Raw genomic sequence first — 19,525 nt, forward strand, 5'->3', positions numbered from 1 at the left:
CCCCCACTACTGGAGATAACGAACCATGCCGAAGCCCACCAAGGGCCCCCGCCTCGGAGGCGGACCTTCGCACGAGCGGCTCATGCTGGCGAACCTCGCCGCTGCGCTCTACACGCACAAGTCGATCACCACGACCGAGACCAAGGCGAAGCGCCTTCGTCCGCTCGCCGAGCGCCTCATCACGTTCGCCAAGCGCGGCGACCTGCACGCGCGTCGTCGCGTGCTCGCCGTGATCGGCGACAAGGCGGTCGTCCACGAGCTGTTCACGATCATCGCGCCGCAGGTCGCCGACCGTGAGGGCGGCTACACCCGCATCACGAAGATCGGCAACCGCAAGGGCGACAACGCGCCCATGGCGGTCATCGAGCTCGTCCTCGAGCCCGTGACCCCGAAGGTGCGCGCGGCCAAGCCGGCTGCCGCACCGGTCGCCGACGAGGCTCCCGCCGAGGAGCCCGTGGTCGAGGAGACCGTCGAGGTCGCCGAGGTCGAGGAGACCACCGACGCTGCCGACGAGGCTCCCGCCGAGGAGTCGGCCGACGCCAAGTAGTCGATCGCCGTACGAACGGGCCCCGGTGCTGTGCACCGGGGCCCGTTCGCGTCTGCGGTGCCATCCCTGAACGACCTGTCCACAGCGAGACGAGGTCGTTCTGCGTCTGTGCCAGAATCGGGCTCGGCCCGGACGGATCGGGCTCGAGGCGAAGGGCGAACGGCGTGCGGACTCAGGTCAGGATCCCCGAAGACCGCGATCTCTCGATCGACTTCGCCCGGGCGCTCTGCCTTCCGGTGGTCGTGCTGCTGCATGCGCTGCAGATGGGCATCGGGGGTGATCCGTTGCGGGCGGCCAACGCACTCGCGGGGTTCGAGCCGCTCGCATGGGCCACGTGGCCGCTCATGATCATGCCCGTGTTCTTCATCTGCGGCGGATTCGCCTCGATCACGCAGTGGCGCCGCCTTCGCGGCCACGGTGAGACGGTCGCGCACTACGTGCGCGTGCGGTCGGTGCGGCTCGCGCAACCGGTCGTCGCCGTCACCGCCGCGGTCGGCGCGGTGCTGGGACTCATGCTCGCGTGCGGCGTCGATGCGGGCTTCGTGCAGAGCTTCGCGTTCCGGCTCGCCGAACCCCTCTGGTTCATCCCGGTCTACCTCATCTGCACGGCGGCGGTCCCGGCGATGTCGTGGCTCCACCGGCACGCGCCGTGGCCGACCTACCTGGGCCTGGCGGGTGCCGCGGTCCTCGTCGACGTGCTGACGCGAGGGATCGGCCTGCCGTTGGGGGCGTTCAACTGGATCTTCGTCTGGCTGTTCGCGCAGCAACTCGGCTTCGGCCTGCGCGACGGCTGGTTCTCACGGCGATCTCCGTGGGTGCTCGTCGCGGTCGCCGCCTTCGCGTACGGGTTCATCGGCCTGCTGGTCGGCGTGTTCGGGTACTCCCACGACATGCTCGACAACCTGAATCCGCCGAGCGTCGCGATCGTCGCGCTGGCGCTCGGCCAGGTGTGCCTCTTCGCGCTCCTGCAGCCCGCGATCCGCCGACTCGTCCAGCGGCGTGCGGTACTGGGCGTCGTGGTCGTGTTCGGCGTGTACGGCATGGTCATCTACCTCTGGCACACCTTCGCCATGGCGGTGGTCACGGGGGGCCAGCTGCTGCTCGGGCTCCCGTTCCCGCCCGTGCTGTCGCCCGAGTGGTGGGCGACCCGCCCGCTCTGGATCCTGGCGATCGCGCTCGTCGTCGCGGGCTGCTGCCTGGTCGTGCCGAGGCCCGAGGCGCGGTGGCCGAAGCCCGTCGACCGCCGGACACCGCTCGCAGCGGTGGCGCTGTGGGCGATCTGCGCGGTGGCCGGGGTCGGCGTGTTCCTCACCCTCGGCTACGTTCCGTGGCAGCACTGGCTCATGGCCTGGTCGCTCGTGACGCTCGCCGTCGTCGCGCTCATCATCGGAGGTCCGGGGCCGCGGGCTCCGCGAGCGCGCGTCGACGAGATCGCCTCGGTCGCGGCCTCGGCGCGTGCGACGTGAGTGTGACGATCGGACGTCGGCAGGAGCGACCCTCGAGGGCCGGGTTGCCGCGGCGCGTCGTTCTAGGCTTGGCTCCATGAATCCGATCGACCAGCCGACGACCGTGACGGCCGGCGCCGGCGCCGGGGCATCCGTCGGTCATGGGGCCGAGGTCGGCCTCGGGGCATCCGTCGATTCCGCGGGAGGCGTCGCGCCCGCAGCGTCCACCGTGCGCATCAGGCTCGGCATCGCCTACGACGGCACCGAGTTCAGCGGGTGGAGCCGCCAGCCGACCCTGCGCACCGTGCAGGGCGTGCTCGAGGAGGCGCTCGAGACCCTGTTCCGACGCGCGGGCGTGCTGCCACGGCTGACCGTCGCGGGGCGCACCGATGCCGGCGTGCACGCGCGTGGACAGGTCGCCCACCTCGACGTTCCCGAGCGTGCACTCGCGACCGTCGCGCGGCCCCGCCGCGGTCGCGCGGAGGGCGACACCGGCTGGGCGGGTGTCCTCGCCCGCCGCGTCACCGGCATCCTCGGAGCCGACTCCGACGTCGTGATCACGAGCGCCGACCTCGCCCCTGCTGGGTTCGACGCGCGATTCTCCGCCCTCTGGCGACGCTACGAGTACCTCGTCGCGGATGCGTCGGCCGCACACGACCCGCTCACGCGGCGCAGCACCGTGGCGTATCCGAGGTCGCTCGACGTCGAGGCGATGGATGCCGCGGCCGGCTCGCTGCTCGGGCTCCACGACTTCGCGACCTTCTGCAAGCCGCGCGCCGAGGCGACGACGATCCGCACCCTGCAGCACTACGGTTGGCGTCGGCGCGCCGACGGCGTGCTCGTGGCCTCGCTGCAGGCCGACGCGTTCTGCCACTCGATGGTGCGGGCGCTCGTCGGCGCGTGCGTCGCCGTCGGGGAGGGGAGGCTCGACCCGTCAGACCCGCTCGCCCTGCTGCGCGCCACCGAGCGCACGAGCGCGTTCAAGGTGATGCCCGCGAAGGGGCTCGTGCTCACCGAGGTCGGATACCCCGACGACGACGAGCTCGAGGCCCGTGCGAAGCAGACGAGGGCACGACGCGAATTGCACGTCGATGGGGTCATCGGCTAGGCTGTCTCTTTGGTGCCGCCCTCTGCGCCGGCACCCGAAGTTGAGCCCTCCACCGGGCCGCTCGTCCGCATCGCGGCCGAACACCCACGGAGTGGGATTCACGAACCCCTCACTCGATCAGAAAGCAGCACGACAGTGACGCGCACCTACACCCCCAAGGCGAACGAGATCCAGCGCGACTGGGTCATCATCGACGCCACCGACATCGTTCTCGGCCGTCTCGCGAGCCACACCGCAGCCCTGCTGCGCGGCAAGCACAAGCCGACCTTCGCCAACCACATGGACACCGGTGACTTCGTCATCATCGTCAATGCCGAGAAGGTGGCCCTCACCGGCCAGAAGCTCCTCCAGAAGAAGGCCTACCGCCACTCCGGCTACCCGGGCGGCCTCAAGGCCGTCGGCTACGCCGAGCTCCTCGAGAAGAACCCCGTCCGCGCCGTCGAGAAGGCGATCCGCGGCATGCTCCCCAAGAACTCGCTCGGTCGTGCCCAGCTCAAGAAGCTGAAGGTCTACGCAGGCGCGGAGCACCCGCACGCGGCTCAGCAGCCGAAGCCGTACACCCTCACCCAGGTCGCCCAGTAATTCCGGCACCCTCGACGTTCTCGAAAAGGATTCACACCACCATGGCGAAGATCGCAGACCAGCTCGACGCGGCTCCGGAGAGCTACACCACCGAGAGTGCCCCCGCGGCGGCTCCCACCACCCCCCGTGCCGTGCTCAACGTGTCCGGCGCAGCCGTCGGCCGTCGCAAGCAGGCCATCGCGCGCGTGCGCGTCGTCCCGGGTGCCGGCAACATCACGGTCAACGGCCGTGCGTTCGCCGACTACTTCCCGAACAAGCTGCACCAGCAGCTCATCACCGACCCGTTCACCGTGCTCGAGCTCACCGGCTCGTACGACGTGATCGGCAAGATCACCGGCGGCGGCCCCTCGGGCCAGGCCGGTGCGCTCCGCCTCGCGATCGCTCGTGCGCTCAACGAGATCGACCGCGAGAACAACCGCGCCGCCCTGAAGAAGGCCGGCTTCCTCACTCGTGACGCCCGCGTCATCGAGCGCAAGAAGGCCGGTCTCAAGAAGGCCCGCAAGGCTCCCCAGTTCTCGAAGCGCTGATCCAGCGCTCCGGAACTCCGAATGCCTCGGCTCTTCGGAACTGACGGGGTCCGGGGCCTGGCCAACCGTGAACTCACGGCTGACCTGGCCCTGGGCCTCGCCCAGGCGGCTGCCGCCGTGCTCACGCAGGGCAGGCACGCCGATGAACTCCGCGCCGCGGGTCGACGACCCGTCGCGGTGGTCGCGCGCGACCCGCGCGTCTCCGGTGAGTTCCTCACCGCCGCCGTCTCGGCCGGCCTCGCGAGCTCCGGTGTCGACGTCCTCGACGCCGGGGTCATCCCGACGCCCGCCACGGCCTTCCTCATCGACTCGATCGGTGCCGACTTCGGCGTCATGATCTCGGCGTCGCACAATCCGGCGCCCGACAACGGCATCAAGTTCTTCTCGTTCGGCGGCACGAAGCTCCCCGACGAGGTCGAGGACCGCATCGAGTCCTACCTCGGCCGCCAGAAGCTCGCTCCGATCGGGGGCGGCGTCGGCCGCATCCGGCGTTTCGCCGACGCCGAGGACCGCTACGTGGTGCACCTGCTCGGCACGCTGCCGAACCGGCTCGACGGCATCCACGTCGTGCTCGACTGCGCACACGGCGCCGCCGCGGGCGTCTCGCCAGAGACCTTCCGCGACGCCGGCGCGACCGTCACGGTGATCGGTGCCGATCCCGACGGCATGAACATCAATGACGGCGTCGGCTCCACCCACCTCGACCACCTCGCCGCAGCGGTGCTCGAGCACGGCGCCGACCTGGGCATCGCCCACGACGGCGACGCCGATCGCTGCCTCGCCGTCGACGCCGACGGCAACATCGTCGACGGCGACATGATCATGGCGATCCTCGCGGTCGCCATGCACGAGCGCGGCGCGCTCACCGACGACACGCTCGTCGTGACCGTCATGTCGAACCTCGGCCTGCGCCGGGCCATGGCCGATCGGGGCATCCGCGTCGTCGAGACCAAGGTCGGCGACCGCTACGTGCTCGAGGCGCTGGCCGCCGAGAACCTCGCCCTGGGCGGCGAGCAGTCGGGTCACGTCATCATGAGCGAGTTCGCGACGACCGGCGACGGCGTGCTGACCGGGCTCCACCTCGTGGCCGAGATGGCCCGCACCGGCAAGACGCTCGCCGAACTCGCGTCGGTCATGACCGTCTACCCCCAGGTGCTCGTCAACGTCCGCGGCGTCGACCACCACGCGCTCGCGAGCGACGCGGAGATCGCGGCAGCGGTCGCCGCGGTCGAGGCCGAGCTCGGCGACACCGGGCGCGTCCTGCTGCGCCCCTCGGGCACCGAGCCGATGGTTCGCGTGATGGTCGAGGCGCAGAGCCAGGAGGACGCCGAGCGGCACGCGGCATCCCTCGCGGCGATCGTCGAGGCACGACTCGCGCTCGCGGTCTGACCGTCGGAGCCGGCGAACCCCGCCGGCTGCGGCATCCGTTCGTCGACGACGAGCGGATGCAGCCGGCTGCGGCACGGCAAGCGCCGCCGAGTCGGCTCAGAGCTTGCGCAGCAGCACCGTCGACACCGTGTGATCGGCGCTCTTGCGCAGCACGAGCGACGCCCGTGAACGCGTGGGCCGCACGTTCTGCAGCAGGTTCGGCTCGTTGATGGTCCGCCAGATCTCGCGGGCGCGGGCGCGGGCCTCGTCTTCGGTGAGGCTCGCGTACCGGTGGAAGTACGACCGAGGGTTCGTGAACGCGCCGCGCTGCAGCTTGAGGAACCGCTCCTCGTACCAGCGCGCGATGTCGCTCGTGCGGGCATCGACGTAGATCGAGAAGTCGAACAGGTCGCTGACGGCGAGCCGGTGCCCCGGCCCCGGCGGCTGCAGCACGTTCAGGCCCTCGACGATGAGCACGTCGGGCCGGCGAACGGTGATCTGCGCGTCGGGGACGATGTCGTAGGCCAGGTGCGAGTAGAACGGCGCCCGCACCTCGGGGGCGCCGGCCTTGACCTCGCTCACGAAGCGCAGCAGCGCGCGTCGGTCGTAGGACTCGGGGAACCCCTTGCGAGCCATCAGCCCCCGACGCTCGAGCTCGGCGTTCGGGAACAGGAACCCGTCGGTCGTGATGAGCTCGACCCTCGGCGTGTGCTCCCAGCGGGCGAGGAGCTCGCGCAGCACGCGCGCGATGGTCGACTTGCCGACCGCGACCGATCCGGCGACGCCGATGACGAACGGCGTGGTCTCGACGCGTTCGCGCAGGAACTCGCCCGTCGCGTTGCGCAGCGCCTTCGTGCCGCCGACGTAGAGGTTCAGCAGGCGACTGAGGGGCAGGTACACCTCGGCGATCTCGCTCATGTCGAGCGGTTCGCCCAGACCGCGCAGCTGCACGATCTCGGTCTCGCTGAGCGGTGCGGGCACCGACGGCGCGAGCTCCGACCAGTCGGCGCGGGGGAGCTCCATGAACGGCGAGATCTGCGCGATGGGAGACGACGAGGTCTGCGGGTCCGGCACCTCGACAGTCTAGTGTCGGCGCCCACGCGGCGCCGGGCTGCGGCATCCGTAGCCTGATCGCCCGGCCGCGGCATCCGTGGTCCTGCCGACGAGGCCGGTGCGGAGCGGGCCGACGTAGAATCGACCCCATGTGTGGAATTGTCGGTTACGTCGGGCCGCGCAGCAGCGTCGACGTGCTCATGGGAGGCCTGAAACGCCTCGAATACCGCGGTTACGACTCGGCGGGAGTGGCCATCGTCGATGACGACGGCGCGATCGAGACGGCCAAGCGGGCCGGCAAGCTGCAGGTGCTCGCCGACGAACTCTCGGCGCACCCGTTGCACGTCGGCCGCACGGGCATCGGTCACACGCGCTGGGCGACGCACGGCGGGCCGACCGACCGCAACGCGCACCCGCACCTCGGCGACGAGGGGCGGCTCGCGCTCATCCACAACGGCATCATCGAGAACTTCGCCGAGCTCAAGCACGAACTCGTCGAGGACGGCTTCACGTTCGAGTCCGAGACCGACACCGAGGTCGCCGCCGTGCTCCTCGGTCGCGAGGTGCGCCGCACCGGCGACCTCCGCCAGGCCTTCCAACAGGTCGTGAACCGCCTCGAGGGCGCGTTCACGCTGCTCGCGGTGCACCGCGACGCTCCCGGCCTCGTCGTCGGCGCGCGTCGCAACTCGCCGCTCGTGATCGGGCTCGGCGAGGGCGAGAACTTCTTCGGGTCGGATGTCGCGGCCTTCGTCGAGTACACGAAGCACGCCGTCGCGATCGGCCAGGACCAGATCGTCGCGATCACGGCCGACGAGGTCGTCGTCACCGACTTCGAGGGCGTGCCCGTCGAGGTGGAGCCGTTCGAGGTCGCGTGGGACGCCTCGGCCGCCGAGAAGGGCGGTTGGTCCTCGTTCATGCGCAAGGAGGTCGCCGAGCAGCCCGACGCCGTCGCGAACACGATCCGCGGCCGGATCGCCGACGGCGCGGTGCGCATCCCCGAGCTCGAGTCCTTCGGCGACGAGGAGCTGCGCGGCATCCGTCGCATCACGGTCGTGGCGTGCGGCACGGCGGCCTACGCCGGCCAGGTCGCGAAGTACGCGATCGAGCAGTGGGCTCGGGTGCCCGTCGAGGTCGAGCTCAGCCACGAGTTCCGCTACCGCGAGCCCGTGATCGACGACGGCACGCTGGTGGTCTCGATCAGCCAGTCTGGCGAGACCATGGACACGTTGATGGCCGTGAAGTACGCCCGTGAGCAGGGCGCGCGAACGATCTCGATCTGCAACACGCAGGGTGCGACGATTCCGCGCGAGTCCGACGCGGTCGTCTACACGCACGCGGGGCCCGAGGTCGCGGTCGCGTCGACGAAGGCCTTCGTGGCGCAGATCACGGCGCTGTACCTCTTCGGCCTGCATCTCGCACGGGTGCGCGGAACCCTGTCGACCGAGACACTGGGCGACGCGCTCGCCGAATTGCAGGCGATCCCCGCGAAGCTCGAGACGGCCCTCGGCCAGTCCGAGCGCGTCGCGGAATTGGCGCACTGGATGGCGGACACGCGTTCCGTGCTCTTCCTCGGTCGTCACGTGGGCTACCCGATCGCGATGGAGGGTGCGCTGAAGCTCAAGGAGCTCGCGTACATCCACGCCGAGGGCTTCGCGGCGGGCGAGCTGAAGCACGGGCCGATCGCGCTGATCGAACCCGGGCAGCCGGTGTTCGTGGTCGTGCCGAGCCCGCGCAGCTCGGCGAACCTGCATTCCAAGGTGGTCTCGAACATCCAGGAGATCCGTGCGCGGGGCGCGCGCGTCATCGCGATCGCCGAGGACGGCGACGCCGCGGTGCTGCCGTACGCCGACGAGGTCATCCGAATCCCGCTCGCCGCTCCGCTCTTCGAGCCGCTGCTCGCGGTCGTGCCGTTGCAGGTGTTCGCGATGGAGCTCGCGCAGGCCAAGGGCCTCGACGTCGACCAGCCGCGCAACCTCGCCAAGTCGGTGACGGTGGAGTGAGCCGGGCGGGGGCGTTCGCGTGATCGTCGGCATCGGCATCGACGTGGTCGACATCGCTCGGTTCGAGCGGTCGATCGCGCGCACGCCGGCGCTGGTCGAACGCTTGTTCGCCGAGAGCGAACGCGGGCGCCCCGCCCGCTCGCTGGCGGCCCGATTCGCCGCGAAGGAGTCGCTCATCAAGGCGCTCGGCGGCCACGCGGTCGTGCGCTGGCACGAGATGACGGTCGTGCAGGATGCCGACGGCAACCCCGACTTCGCGCTCAGCGGCGGCCTCGCCGAGCATGTCTCCTCGCTCGGCATCGATCGCGTGCACCTCTCGATGAGCCATGACGCGGGCATCGCGAGCGCCTTCGTGATCCTCGAGTCGAGCGGAGCCGCCGCATGAGCATGCACCTCGGCTCGGCCGCGCCGTTCCGCGAGGCGGTCGTCGACCTCGACGCCGTGCGGGCGAACATCGCCGTGCTCGCCGCGCAGGTCGCACCGGCCGCGGTCATGGCCGTCGTGAAGGCGAACGCCTACGGCCACGGCGCCGTGCCGGTCGCGCGCGCGGCGCTCGACGGCGGCGCCTCCTGGCTCGGCGTCGCCGACCTCGATGAGGCGTTCGAACTGCGCGACGCGGGCATCACCGCCCCCGTGCTGGCCTGGCTGCACGGTCCCGACGCGCCCTTCGCCGAGGCCATCGCACGCGACATCGACCTCGGCATCTCGTCGATCGACCAGTTGCGCCGGGTCGGGGATGCCGCGGCGCACGTCGCGTCGTCGCAGGCGGGGCAGGCGGGGCACACTGCCGAGCCCGGGCCTACTGCCGAGCCCGGGCCTACTGCCGAGCCCGGACCTACGGCCGCAGCGCCGGCCGCCGTGCACCTCAAGATCGACACCGGACTCAGCCGCAACGGCGTGCCGCCCGAGGAGTGGGCCGACGCCGTCGCGTTCGCGGCGATCCTCGAGGGTCAGGGCCGCATCCGCGTGCGCGGCGTGTTCAGCCACCTCGCGAACACCGATGCCGAGGCCGACCTGGCGCAGCTCGAGGCGTTCGAGTCGGCGCTCGCCGCGGCATCCGATGCAGGACTGCGCCCCGAACTGCGTCACCTCGCGTCGACGGCCGCAGCCGTTCGCCGGCCGGGCTCGCGGTTCGACCTCGTTCGCGTGGGCATCGGCACCTACGGCATCGCGCCCTACGGCGACGGCACGACGGCGGCGGATCTCGGGCTCCGGCCGGTCATGACGCTGCGCGCCTGCGTCGCCGCCGTGCGTCGCGTCGAGGCCGGTGTCGGCGTCTCGTACAGCCACACCTGGCGCGCCGAACGCCCGACCACCCTCGCGCTCGTGCCGCTCGGATATGCCGATGGCATCCCGCGCCACGCGTCGAGTCGTGCCGAGGTGCTGCTCGCCGGCCGCCGTCGACCGATCGTGGGCCGCATCGCCATGGACCAGTTCGTGGTCGACGTCGGCGATGACGAGGTCGCCGTCGGCGACGAGGTCGTGCTCTTCGGCGACCCCGCGACGGGTGCGCCGTCGGCCGACGACTGGGCCGAGGCGGCCGACACGATCGGCTACGAGATCGTCACGCGCATCGGCCACCGCGTTCCGCGCACGTTCGGGGGCGGAGCATGATCCGCGCGGAGGTGCCGGATGCCGGGGCCATGGAGGAGTTCGGACGCGACCTCGGTTCCCGGCTGACCGCGGGCGACCTGCTCGTCCTCTCCGGGCCGCTCGGCGCGGGCAAGACCACGCTGACCCGCGGCCTCGGCGCGGGGCTCGGCGTGCGCGGACCCGTGCAGTCGCCGACCTTCGTGCTCGCCCGCACGCATCCGAGCCTCGTCGGCGGTGCGCCGCTCGTGCACGTCGACGCCTACCGGCTCGGCAGCGCCGAGCTGCTCGAGGACCTCGACCTCGACTTCGCGCGCTCGGTCGTCGTGGTCGAATGGGGTGCGGGACTCCTCGACGATGTGAGCGAGTCATGGCTCGAGGTCGAGATCGAGCGTCCGCAGGGCGCGGATGCCTCGAACGCCGCCGTGCCCGACGCCGATGCCGAACTCCTCGGCGCCGACGAGCCGCGGGTCGTCACGCTGCGCGGGTTCGGTCCGCGCTGGGCGGGCACCGCATACGCCGACGCTCGGTAGGGTTGAGGCATGCTGCTCGCGATCGACACCTCGACGGGCACGAGCGTCGCCGTGGTCGACCACGACGCCGGCGTGATCGCCGAGGTCGGCACGGCCGACACCATGCGGCACGCCGAGGTGGTCGGCGAACTCATCCGCGAGGCGCTCGAGTCCGCTCACCTCCCGCCCGCCCGCCTGTCGGGCGTGGCCGCGGGCATGGGGCCCGGGCCGTTCACCGGCCTGCGGGTCGGCATCGCCGCGGCGCACGCGTTCGCCCTCGGCATCCGAAAGCCCTTCGTTCCCGTGGTCAGCCACGACGCCGTCGCCTACACCTGGTACCGCGACGGGGGGTCGGGTCCGATGCAGGTCGTGACCGACGCCCGCCGGCGCGAGTTCGCGGTCTCCGACTACGACGGCATCGACGCCGACGGACTGCCGATCCGCGTGCACGGGCCGGTGCTCGTGCCGCGCGACGAAATTCCAGCGCGAACCGGCACGCGCCTCGATGCCACGCTCGTCTCCGCGGGCGGCATCGGCATGATCGCCGAGCTCGCGTTCGCCGGCGGCCGGCTGCCGCTGACCGGTGAGGCGCCCCTCTACCTGCGCGCACCCGACGTGACGCCCTCCGCCGGCAAGCGGGTGCTGCGATGAGCGTGCTCATGCGCCGGGCGAGGATCACCGACGTCGAGGCCATCATGAGGCTCGAGCGCGAGACCTTCGTGACCGACGCGTGGTCGGAGCAGCTCATGCGCTCCGAGATCGAGGGCGAGCACGGGTACTACCTCGTCGCCGTCGACGAGGAGGCCGAGCCCGAGCAGCGGCTCATGGGGTACGCGGGCCTGTACGCGCCCGCCGGCACCGGCGACGCCGACGTGCAGACCATCGCGGTCGCCCCGTTCACGCGCGGCATCGGCCTCGGCCGCGGCCTCATGCACGCCCTCATCACGCATGCGCGTCGCATGCGCGTCTCGCGGGTGTTCCTCGAGGTGCGCGCCGACAACCCCATCGCCAAGGCGCTCTACGACTCGCTCGGCTTCGTCGAGATCGGCGTGCGCCGCGGCTACTACCAGCCGGACAACGTCGATGCGATCAGCATGCGGCTCGACGTGCCCGACGCGGTGGCGCAGCCCGCAGCCGGCGCGGCGACGCCCGTGCGACCCGGCCGCGGCACCGCGACGACCCCCCGAGGAGCGCGATGAACCGCGACGCCCCGCTCGTGCTCGGCATCGAGACCTCGTGCGATGAGACCGGTGTCGGCATCGTCCGCGGAACGACCCTCCTGGCGAACGTCATCGCCTCGTCGATGGACGAGCACGCGCGCTACGGCGGCGTCGTGCCCGAGGTCGCGGCCCGCGCCCACCTCGAGGCGCTCGGGCCGAGCATCGACGCCGCGCTCGCGGCATCCGGGGTCTCGCTCGACGAGCTCGACGCGGTCGCCGTCACGAGCGGGCCCGGACTCGCGGGCGCGCTCATGGTCGGCGTCGGCGCGGCGAAGGCGCTCGCGCTCTCGCTCGAGAAGCCGATCTACGCCGTGAACCACCTCGTCGGCCACGTGGGCGCCGACCTGCTCGACGCCGATGCGCCGCTCGAGACGCCCACCGTCGCCCTGCTCGTCTCGGGCGGGCACACGTCGCTGCTGCTCGTGCGCGACCTCGTCTCCGACGTCGAACTGCTCGGCGAGACGATCGACGACGCCGCAGGCGAGGCCTTCGACAAGGTCGCCCGCGTGCTCGGCCTGCCGTACCCCGGCGGGCCCGAGATCGACCGGGCGGCGATCGGTGGCGATCCGGCGGCGATCCGGTTCCCGCGCGGACTCACGCAGCCGAAGGACCAAGCGGCCCACCGCTACGACTTCAGCTTCTCGGGCCTGAAGACCGCGGTCGCCCGCTGGGTCGAGCAGCGCGAGGCGGCGGGGGAGCCCGTGCCGGTGGCGGATGTCGCGGCGAGCTTCCGCGAGGCCGTCGCCGACGTGCTCGTGACCAAGGCGATCGCCGCGTGCACCGAGCTCGACGTGCCCCGGCTGCTCCTCGGCGGCGGCGTCGTCGCCAACGCGCGACTGCGCGCGCTCGCACAGGAACGGGCGGATGCCGCGGGCGTGGCGCTGCGGGTGCCGCCGCTGTCGCTCTGCACCGACAACGGCGCGATGATCGCCGCGCTCGGCGCCCAGCTGATCATGGCCGGCCACGACCCTTCCGGACTGGCCTTCGGAGCCGATTCGACACTGCCGGCGACCGAGGTGCAGGTCCCCTGAGGGTCGTGGTCGCACGTGCGGCCGATGGCGGGTTCCACGCCGTGTTCACGGCCGCGTCACGGGATGCGCACGGCGGAGCCACCGCGCTAAAGTGGCGAACGGGGGCATTCGTCGCTCCCGCACGCATTCGATCCGGCGCGGTGAGTCCCAACGTGTTCGGTACAGCATCGAGGAGACGACCGTGACCGACCCCAACGTTCCCAACCCGTCCGGCGAGACGCCCGACACCCCCGAGACCCCTGCGGTGCCCGCGGCGCCGGCAGCGCCCGAGGCCGCTCCGGTCCCGCCGGTGGCCCCTCCCGCTCCGCCGGCCTACGGCGCTCCGGCTGCTCCCGCCGCGCCCGCCTATGGCGCCGGCACCTACGACGCGACCGCTCCCGCCTACGGCGCACCGGCGCCCGCGAAGACCAACGTGCTCGCGATCGTGTCGCTCGTCTCCTCGATCATCGGCTTCTTCACGGGCATCGGGTTCCTGGTCGGCATCGTCTGCGGCCACATCTCGCTCAGCCAGATCAAGAAGACGGCAGAGCAGGGCCGCGGCATGGCGATCGCCGGTCTCGTGATCGGCTACATCGGCATCGTGATCTCGATCATCGTCACGATCGTCTTCTTCGTGTTCCTCGCCACGCTCTCGGCGTCGTACAACTACAACTACTGATCCACTCCTCTCGACGGAAGGTCGAACCATGAGCGATCCGAAGATCCCCGCCGAGGGGTCCGACCCCACGGCGTCGACGCCCGACGTGCCGAGCGCGCCCGAGGTGCCTGAGGTGCCGAGCGCCCCGACACCGCCGGCGGCGCCCGAGCCCCCGGCCGCTCCCGAGCCGCCGGCGGCGCCCGAACCTCCGGCTCCGCCGGCACCGCCCGCGTACGGTGCCACGGATCCCGCCGCCGGCGCGCAGCCCTACGGGAGCACGCCGCCTGCTGCGCCGCCCGCGTACGGGGCGCCCGTGCCGCCGCCCGCCTACGGCACACCAGTGCCGCCGCCCGCGTATGGTGCGCCCGCAGCCGCGTACGGCTCGCCCGCCGCCGCGTACGGCGCACCCGCAACGCCGGCCAAGGCGACCCCGGTCTACAGCCTCATCTCGCTCATCGCGGGCATCGTGGGCCTCGTCGGGTTCTTCGTGGTGTTCATCCCGTTCGTCGGCGGCATCATGCAGATCTTCATCCCGGCCGGGGCGGTCGTGCTCGGCTTCATCGGCCGCAAGCGCGAGCCGGCGGCGAAGGGCATGTGGCTCACCGGCATCATCCTCGGGTTCGTCGGCGTCGCGATCGGCCTGATCTCGCTGCTGTTCTGGGCGCTGATCTTCGCGTCGGCGTCGAACTCGTACTACTACTGAGCGCATGACGCTGCCCCCCGAAGAACCGCTTCGGCCTCGTCCGGTCCCGGACGCCTCGCGTGAGGCGTCCGGGGTCGACGCGCCGCCGCGGCCGATCGACGAGTCCGCGCTCCGCGCCGCGGCGCCGTCGACCGAGGGGGCGCCCGTGCCGATGGCCGTGGCCCCGCGCGACTGGGACACGCCGCTCGACACGGGCGAACTGCGCACCGTGCCGACGGGCCAGTTGCTCATCGTGCACCGGCCGGAGGCGTATGCCGAGGCATCCGACGATGTCGAAGAGGAGGAGACCCAGCGCCGCGTCTACAGCTGGGTCGGCGCCGTCTTCGGCGTGATCGGCGCCGCTGCGTCGCTCTTCGTCGGCTGGATGCTGCCGCTGTCGATCGTCGCCATCATCTTCGGGGTGCTGGGGCTGCGCCGCGAGGAGACGGGGCGCACGCTCGCGTTCGTCGCGATCGGCACGGGCGTCGGCGGGCTCGTCTTCTCGGCCGTCTGGATCGGTTACTACGCGATCGTGTTCGGCACGCTTCAGATCTGAGCGGGATCGCGCGGCAGGCGTTCGACGAGCAGGGCGACGTGCCGTCCCGCCTCGCGGGTCATGATGAGCGTCGCGGATGCCGCGCCATGCAGCTTGAGCTTCGTGCGAAGTGCGGCGGGGTCGACGTCGATGCCGCGCTTCTTGATCTCGAGGGTTCCGATGTCGCGCGCGCGCAGCGCCTGGCGCAGTTGGCGTTCGTCGGCCGGCAGCCGTTCGATCACCCGGAAGCCCTGCGCGAACGGCGACTGGAACGCGGTGTCGCCCGTGAGGTACGCGATGCCCTCCGAGAGCATCCATGCCCCGTGCGCTCGTGCGAGGTCGCCGATGAGGCGCGCGCGGATCACGGCGCCGTCGGGCTCGTAGAGGTAGTCGCCGAGCGGGCCGACGGGCGCGTCCTCGCTGTCGGCCGCGGCCGTGAGCTCGTCGGCACCGTGCTCGCCGACGATGAGGGCGGCGCGACGGATGCCGGGGCGCGCGACGGCACCGAACCAGACGCCGAGCTCGACGACGTCGCCCCCGACCGAGACCCACTGCGCCTCGGCGCCGGCGGGGATCACGCCGCGATCGGTGCCTGGGCCGAGTTTCACGCCGACGGCCATGCGGTCGGCCAGGCCGAACGCGAAGTCGAGGCTCGGCGTGTAGTCCGCGGCATCCGCGAGCCGCCTGGTGCGCCCGCCGCTCGTGACGCGACGAGCGGGATCGAGCCAGGCGCCGCCGATGCCCCCGAGGTGCACCTCTTCGGCGGTGGTGTGCAGCACGCGCGCGCGCTCGAACGGCGTGAGGTTGTAGGCGGCGATCGCCGCGGTGACCTCGTCGGCCTCGGCGGCGGTGACCTCGAGGTCGACGGCCGCGAGGGCGAGCGAGTCGCCGCCGATGCCGCATCCGAGGTCTGCGACGTGACGGATGCCCGCCCGAGCGAAGCGGCCGGCGTGCAGCGCCGCGACCCGCAGGCGCGTCGCCTGCTCGAGGCCGGCCTCCGTGAAGAGCATGCGCGTCGAGAACTCGCCGAACTTGGCCCGGGCCTTGGCCCGGAGCTTCGACTGGGTCAGCACGGCGGCGACGAGCGAGGGGGAGTGGCCCTGTCGGCGCAGGTCGGACACGGCCGCGACGACGTCGGCCTTCGCATGCCATTCGGGCAGCGAGTCGAGCAGCCGCAGCCCCTCGGGAGAGAGCAGTTCGACGAGCTCGGAGCGGTCCACCCGGCCACGCTAGCACCCTGTTCCGCAGGGTTGGCACTCACGTTGCACGAGTGCCAAATCGCGCCTAGACTCGTTTTAGCACTCTCGCTCTGAGGCTGCTAACAAGTCTTCATCGAGACAGTTTTTCATCTACAGAAGGGGTGAACCGTGTCGGTTTCCATCAAGCCGCTCGAGGATCGCATCGTCATCAAGCAGGTCGAGGCCGAGCAGACCACCGCATCGGGTCTGGTCATCCCCGACACCGCCAAGGAGAAGCCCCAGGAGGGCGAGGTCGTGGCTGTGGGCCCCGGCCGCATCGATGACAACGGCAACCGTGTTCCGCTCGACGTGGCCGTCGGCGACAAGGTGATCTACTCGAAGTACGGCGGCACCGAGGTCAAGTTCGGCGGCGAGGACTTCCTCGTGCTGTCGGCTCGCGACGTGCTCGCGGTCGTCGTCCGCTGAGTCGACCCGCACCTTCCGAGGCCCGGATGCCGTACGGCATCCGGGCCTCGTCGCGTCTGCGGCGCCACCCGTCGCCGCCGGACGCGCGCCGTCGGGTTCGCGGCGGCCTGCGGCATCCGGCGAACCGGGGACCGACGGCGGCCGGATCTCGTCGAAGGACGGCAGTCGAGCGGCACCGACGTCCCATCGGGCGGGCGTACGGTTTACGGGTGACCTCCAGCACCGAACCCACGATTACCGGCACGGCATCGAAGGGCGGGGAGGTCAGCCGCCCCGGGTTCGCCTACGCGATCGGGTCCTACGTGCTCTGGGGCTTCCTGCCGATCTACTTCATCGCCCTCGCCCCGACGGGGCCGTTCGAGATCGTCGGATGGCGCGTGGTGCTCTCGCTCGTCTTCTGCGCGCTGCTGCTCACCGTGACGCGCGCGTGGCGTCCGTTCACCGCGCTGCTGCGCGATCGCCGCATCGTCCTCACGATGGGGCTGGCCGGCGTGCTCATCTACGTGAACTGGCAGACCTACGTGTACGCCGCCGTGTCCGGTCAGGTGGTCGAGGCCGCGCTCGGCTATTTCATCAACCCGATCGTCACGGTGTTCCTCGGCGTGCTCGTGCTGCGCGAGCGACTGAACACGACGCAGTGGGTCGCCGTGGGCATCTCGATCGTCGCCGTGATCGTGCTCGCCGTCGGCTACGGCCAGCCGCCGTGGATCGCCCTCCTGCTGGCGTTCTCGTTCGGCACGTACGGCCTCATCAAGAAGCGCGTCGGACCGAAGGTCGACGCCGTCTCCGGCCTCACGCTCGAGACCGCGTGGCTCACCCCGCTCGCGATCGTGATCCTCGCAGTGGTCGGGTCGACGTCCGGCCTCTCCCTCGGCACGGTCGGCCCGTGGCACACCGTGCTGCTCCTCTGCGCCGGCGCGGTGACCGCGGTGCCGCTCCTCATGTTCGCCGCGGCCTCGCGTCGCCTGCCGCTCATCTACATGGGCTTCATCCAGTACTTCGCCCCGTTCATCCAGTTCCTCGTGGGCGTCTTCGTGCTGCAGGAGCCGATGCCGCCCGAGCGCTGGATCGGCTTCGGCCTGGTCTGGGTCGCCCTCGTCGTGCTGACCTTCGACCTGCTCAGGGGCGCCCGTGCCGCGAGACGCCAGGTCGTCCAGCTCACCTGAGCGACGGATGCCGCGACGCGGCCGTGCGCGCGCCGTCACCGCGCGTCATCCTCACCCCTCCGCCACCCCCGAATCGGGGTGGTGAACGGGGGCGGGAACGGTGGAATCGTGCGTCAAACACCCCCGAGACGGTCGGAATGTGACGGAGAGGTAACACTTCAGACAGTGTTATCGGGTTGTGACCGGGATTCCTTTGCACTGAGCCGCTCGCCGAATACTGTGACAGAACGGCGAGCCTCAGCCCGCTGGTTTGAACCACATTTCCTTCAGTCCCAAGGAGCAACATGAGCGTATTCGGCACGTCCCGACCCGCTCGTTCGCGCGGCAAGGTCTGGGCAGGGGTCGCGGTCGCCGCGACGAGCGCCCTCCTCCTGTCCGCCTGCGCGAGCGGCGAGACCGATTCCGGATCGGACGACAGCTCGGGCCAGCGCGACGAGCTGGCCCTCACCATCGGCACGGCGCTGCCGCAGACCGGCAACCTGGCCTTCCTCGGCCCGCCCGAAGAGGCCGGCGTCGCCTACGCGACGTCGCAGATCAACGCCGCCACGGCCGACACCGGGCTGACCCTCGACGTCGTCTACGGCGACTCGGGCGACACCGACAACAAGGCCTACGAGACCGAGATCCCCCGCCTTCTCGGCGAAGACGTCTCCGCCATCATCGGTGCGGCGTCCTCGGGCACCTCGCTCCAGTTCATCGACCAGGTCGTCGGTGCAGGCGTCATCCAGTTCTCGCCGGCCAACACGTCCGACGCGTTCACGACGTACGACGACAACGGCCTGTACTTCCGTACGGCTCCGTCCGACGTGCTCCAGGGCGAGGTCCTCGGCAACCTGATCGCCGAAGACGGCAACCAGACGCTCGGCCTCATCGTGCTGAACGACTCGTACGGCACCGGCCTCGCGAAGTACATCACCGAGGCCTTCGAGGCCGCCGGTGGCGAGGTCGTCGCCGCACCCACGTACAACACGGGTGACACGACGTTCGACGCCCAGGTCAGCGAAGTGCTCGCGGCCGACCCCGACGCCATCGCACTGGTGACGTTCGACGAGGTCTCGACCATCCTGCCCAGCCTCTTCGGATCGTTCCCGGCCGACAAGCTCTACTTCGTCGACGGCAACCTGAAGAACTTCGCCGACGCGTTCCCCACCGGCTCCCTCACGGGCGCCAAGGGCACCCTGCCCGGTCTGACGATCGACTCGATCTCCGACTTCACGGGTGAGCTCGACGCGTTCCTCGAAGAAGAAGGCACCCCGGCGCTCGAGGACTACAGCTACGCGGCTGAGTCGTTCGACGCCACCGTGCTCCTCGCCCTCGCCTCGCTCGCGGCGAACTCGACCGACTCGGCGGCCATCGCCGAGAAGCTGATCGAGGTCTCCGGAGGCTCCGGCGACGGCGAGAAGTGCTCCACGTTCGCCGAGTGCGCCGAGATCATCATCGGTGGCGGCACGGCCGACTACGACGGCATCTCCGGCCCGATCACCTTCGACGAGGTCGGCGACCCGACCGAGGCGTCGATCGGCATCTACCAGTACGGCGACGACAACAACTACGCCGCCTACGAGGGTTGATCCCCGAGTAATCAGCGGAAGGGCCCCGGTCTTCGGACCGGGGCCCTTCTGCGTGCCAGGGCGGCTTCGCCGCAGACTCGCGGACATGCTGTCTGCTGTCTGCTGTCTGCTGTCTGCTGTCTGCTGTCTGCTGTCTGCTGTCTGCTGTCTGCTGTCTGCTGTGGTTGGAGCCGCCGCTGTTGCTGGAGCCGCCGCTGTTACTGCTTGCCGCGGGCCAGGCCGTCCTGCGTGCGTCGGGCGGTGCTGTGCGCGGGCGTGAGTACCGCAGGCCGCGCTGGGTCGGCCGC

At 71.1% G+C, this 19,525-nt stretch carries 21 protein-coding genes; 19 read left to right on the forward strand and 2 right to left on the reverse strand.

Going from position 1 to position 19,525, the window contains the following annotated elements; all coding sequences use genetic code 11:
• Positions 1–25 precede the first annotated feature (25 nt).
• The 6 genes from rplQ (at position 26) to glmM (ending at position 5,598) form a co-directional block, all read left to right on the forward strand.
• Entirely contained in the window at positions 26–547 is a 522-nt protein-coding gene (gene rplQ, locus ABIC29_RS11930) for a 50S ribosomal protein L17 (RefSeq protein ID WP_354245584.1), read from the forward strand.
• Between the two features lie 164 nt (positions 548–711).
• Positions 712–2,013, forward strand: coding sequence for an acyltransferase family protein (locus ABIC29_RS11935; protein WP_354245587.1), 1,302 nt, complete (start codon positions 712–714; stop codon positions 2,011–2,013).
• 76 nt (positions 2,014–2,089) lie between these two features.
• Complete coding sequence (gene truA / locus ABIC29_RS11940) at positions 2,090–3,100, forward strand: tRNA pseudouridine(38-40) synthase TruA (RefSeq protein WP_354245590.1); 1,011 nt, start codon at positions 2,090–2,092, stop codon at positions 3,098–3,100.
• Between the two features lie 135 nt (positions 3,101–3,235).
• Positions 3,236–3,682: a 50S ribosomal protein L13 gene (rplM, locus tag ABIC29_RS11945; RefSeq protein WP_055860108.1), complete on the forward strand. Its 447-nt coding sequence runs from the start codon at positions 3,236–3,238 to the stop codon at positions 3,680–3,682.
• A 41-nt stretch (positions 3,683–3,723) separates the two neighbouring features.
• Positions 3,724–4,209, forward strand: a complete 486-nt coding sequence (gene rpsI, locus ABIC29_RS11950) for a 30S ribosomal protein S9 (protein WP_116083621.1) — start codon at positions 3,724–3,726, stop codon at positions 4,207–4,209.
• Positions 4,210–4,230: 21 nt separating this feature from the next.
• Entirely contained in the window at positions 4,231–5,598 is a 1,368-nt protein-coding gene (gene glmM, locus ABIC29_RS11955) for a phosphoglucosamine mutase (RefSeq protein WP_116083618.1), read from the forward strand.
• A gap of 96 nt (positions 5,599–5,694) precedes the next feature.
• On the opposite strand, the gene coaA is transcribed toward glmM, so the two are convergent.
• Positions 5,695–6,600, reverse strand: coding sequence for a type I pantothenate kinase (coaA, locus tag ABIC29_RS11960; RefSeq protein WP_354245840.1), 906 nt, complete (start codon positions 6,598–6,600; stop codon positions 5,695–5,697).
• Positions 6,601–6,779: 179 nt separating this feature from the next.
• On the opposite strand from coaA, the gene glmS reads away from it, so the two are divergent.
• From glmS to ABIC29_RS12010, 10 genes are all read left to right on the forward strand, one after another.
• On the forward strand, positions 6,780–8,630 hold the full coding sequence (gene glmS / locus ABIC29_RS11965) for a glutamine--fructose-6-phosphate transaminase (isomerizing) (protein WP_354245594.1): 1,851 nt from the start codon (positions 6,780–6,782) through the stop codon (positions 8,628–8,630).
• A gap of 19 nt (positions 8,631–8,649) precedes the next feature.
• On the forward strand, positions 8,650–9,015 hold the full coding sequence (locus ABIC29_RS11970; RefSeq protein ID WP_116083611.1) for a holo-ACP synthase: 366 nt from the start codon (positions 8,650–8,652) through the stop codon (positions 9,013–9,015).
• Between the two features lie 2 nt (positions 9,016–9,017).
• Entirely contained in the window at positions 9,018–10,244 is a 1,227-nt protein-coding gene (gene alr, locus ABIC29_RS11975; protein ID WP_354245843.1) for an alanine racemase, read from the forward strand.
• Complete coding sequence (gene tsaE / locus ABIC29_RS11980) at positions 10,241–10,753, forward strand: tRNA (adenosine(37)-N6)-threonylcarbamoyltransferase complex ATPase subunit type 1 TsaE (protein WP_116083607.1); 513 nt, start codon at positions 10,241–10,243, stop codon at positions 10,751–10,753. Before alr ends, tsaE begins: the two co-directional genes overlap by 4 nt.
• Before the next feature lie 9 nt (positions 10,754–10,762).
• Entirely contained in the window at positions 10,763–11,383 is a 621-nt protein-coding gene (gene tsaB, locus ABIC29_RS11985; RefSeq protein WP_354245598.1) for a tRNA (adenosine(37)-N6)-threonylcarbamoyltransferase complex dimerization subunit type 1 TsaB, read from the forward strand.
• The gene (gene rimI / locus ABIC29_RS11990; protein WP_116083602.1) at positions 11,380–11,931 is read left to right on the forward strand and encodes a ribosomal protein S18-alanine N-acetyltransferase; all 552 of its coding nucleotides are present in this window, start codon (positions 11,380–11,382) and stop codon (positions 11,929–11,931) included. Before tsaB ends, rimI begins: the two co-directional genes overlap by 4 nt.
• Positions 11,928–12,983, forward strand: coding sequence for a tRNA (adenosine(37)-N6)-threonylcarbamoyltransferase complex transferase subunit TsaD (gene tsaD, locus ABIC29_RS11995; protein ID WP_116083599.1), 1,056 nt, complete (start codon positions 11,928–11,930; stop codon positions 12,981–12,983). The genes rimI and tsaD overlap by 4 nt, the downstream gene beginning before the upstream one ends.
• 181 nt (positions 12,984–13,164) lie before the next feature.
• Positions 13,165–13,641, forward strand: a complete 477-nt coding sequence (locus ABIC29_RS12000) for a DUF4190 domain-containing protein (protein ID WP_354245602.1) — start codon at positions 13,165–13,167, stop codon at positions 13,639–13,641.
• Positions 13,642–13,669: 28 nt separating this feature from the next.
• Positions 13,670–14,323 carry a DUF4190 domain-containing protein gene (locus ABIC29_RS12005; RefSeq protein ID WP_116083594.1) on the forward strand — a complete coding sequence of 218 codons (654 nt, stop codon included), beginning with the start codon at positions 13,670–13,672 and terminating at the stop codon, positions 14,321–14,323.
• Between the two features lie 4 nt (positions 14,324–14,327).
• Complete coding sequence (locus ABIC29_RS12010; protein WP_116083592.1) at positions 14,328–14,858, forward strand: DUF4190 domain-containing protein; 531 nt, start codon at positions 14,328–14,330, stop codon at positions 14,856–14,858.
• Here ABIC29_RS12010 and ABIC29_RS12015 read toward each other — a convergent pair.
• Positions 14,849–16,057 carry a class I SAM-dependent methyltransferase gene (locus tag ABIC29_RS12015; protein WP_354245606.1) on the reverse strand — a complete coding sequence of 403 codons (1,209 nt, stop codon included), beginning with the start codon at positions 16,055–16,057 and terminating at the stop codon, positions 14,849–14,851. The two genes, ABIC29_RS12010 and ABIC29_RS12015, sit on opposite strands and share 10 nt — an antisense overlap.
• A gap of 147 nt (positions 16,058–16,204) precedes the next feature.
• Between ABIC29_RS12015 and groES the strand changes: the two genes are divergently transcribed.
• From groES to ABIC29_RS12030, 3 genes are all read left to right on the forward strand, one after another.
• A complete protein-coding gene (groES, locus tag ABIC29_RS12020; protein ID WP_022889766.1) occupies positions 16,205–16,501 on the forward strand; it encodes a co-chaperone GroES in 297 nt (98 codons plus the stop codon).
• Positions 16,502–16,734: 233 nt separating this feature from the next.
• A complete protein-coding gene (gene rarD / locus ABIC29_RS12025; protein WP_354245847.1) occupies positions 16,735–17,667 on the forward strand; it encodes an EamA family transporter RarD in 933 nt (310 codons plus the stop codon).
• Between the two features lie 284 nt (positions 17,668–17,951).
• Positions 17,952–19,238 carry an ABC transporter substrate-binding protein gene (locus ABIC29_RS12030; RefSeq protein ID WP_116083584.1) on the forward strand — a complete coding sequence of 429 codons (1,287 nt, stop codon included), beginning with the start codon at positions 17,952–17,954 and terminating at the stop codon, positions 19,236–19,238.
• Positions 19,239–19,525: the final 287 nt, after the last annotated feature.

The sequence above is a fragment of the Agromyces sp. PvR057 genome (genome assembly GCF_040547485.1).
Classification (GTDB): Bacteria; Actinomycetota; Actinomycetes; order Actinomycetales; family Microbacteriaceae; genus Agromyces.

Coding starts and splice junctions, on each gene's coding strand:
- coaA (WP_354245840.1), bottom strand. CDS start 6,600: ATGGAGCTCCCCCGCGCCGACTGGTCGGAGCTCGCGCCGTCGGTGCCC.
- ABIC29_RS12030 (WP_116083584.1), top strand. CDS start 17,952: ATGAGCGTATTCGGCACGTCCCGACCCGCTCGTTCGCGCGGCAAGGTC.
- glmM (WP_116083618.1), top strand. CDS start 4,231: ATGCCTCGGCTCTTCGGAACTGACGGGGTCCGGGGCCTGGCCAACCGT.
- rpsI (WP_116083621.1), top strand. CDS start 3,724: ATGGCGAAGATCGCAGACCAGCTCGACGCGGCTCCGGAGAGCTACACC.
- tsaB (WP_354245598.1), top strand. CDS start 10,763: ATGCTGCTCGCGATCGACACCTCGACGGGCACGAGCGTCGCCGTGGTC.
- rimI (WP_116083602.1), top strand. CDS start 11,380: ATGAGCGTGCTCATGCGCCGGGCGAGGATCACCGACGTCGAGGCCATC.
- ABIC29_RS12010 (WP_116083592.1), top strand. CDS start 14,328: ATGACGCTGCCCCCCGAAGAACCGCTTCGGCCTCGTCCGGTCCCGGAC.
- tsaE (WP_116083607.1), top strand. CDS start 10,241: ATGATCCGCGCGGAGGTGCCGGATGCCGGGGCCATGGAGGAGTTCGGA.
- rplQ (WP_354245584.1), top strand. CDS start 26: ATGCCGAAGCCCACCAAGGGCCCCCGCCTCGGAGGCGGACCTTCGCAC.
- tsaD (WP_116083599.1), top strand. CDS start 11,928: ATGAACCGCGACGCCCCGCTCGTGCTCGGCATCGAGACCTCGTGCGAT.
- ABIC29_RS12005 (WP_116083594.1), top strand. CDS start 13,670: ATGAGCGATCCGAAGATCCCCGCCGAGGGGTCCGACCCCACGGCGTCG.
- alr (WP_354245843.1), top strand. CDS start 9,018: ATGCACCTCGGCTCGGCCGCGCCGTTCCGCGAGGCGGTCGTCGACCTC.
- truA (WP_354245590.1), top strand. CDS start 2,090: ATGAATCCGATCGACCAGCCGACGACCGTGACGGCCGGCGCCGGCGCC.
- glmS (WP_354245594.1), top strand. CDS start 6,780: ATGTGTGGAATTGTCGGTTACGTCGGGCCGCGCAGCAGCGTCGACGTG.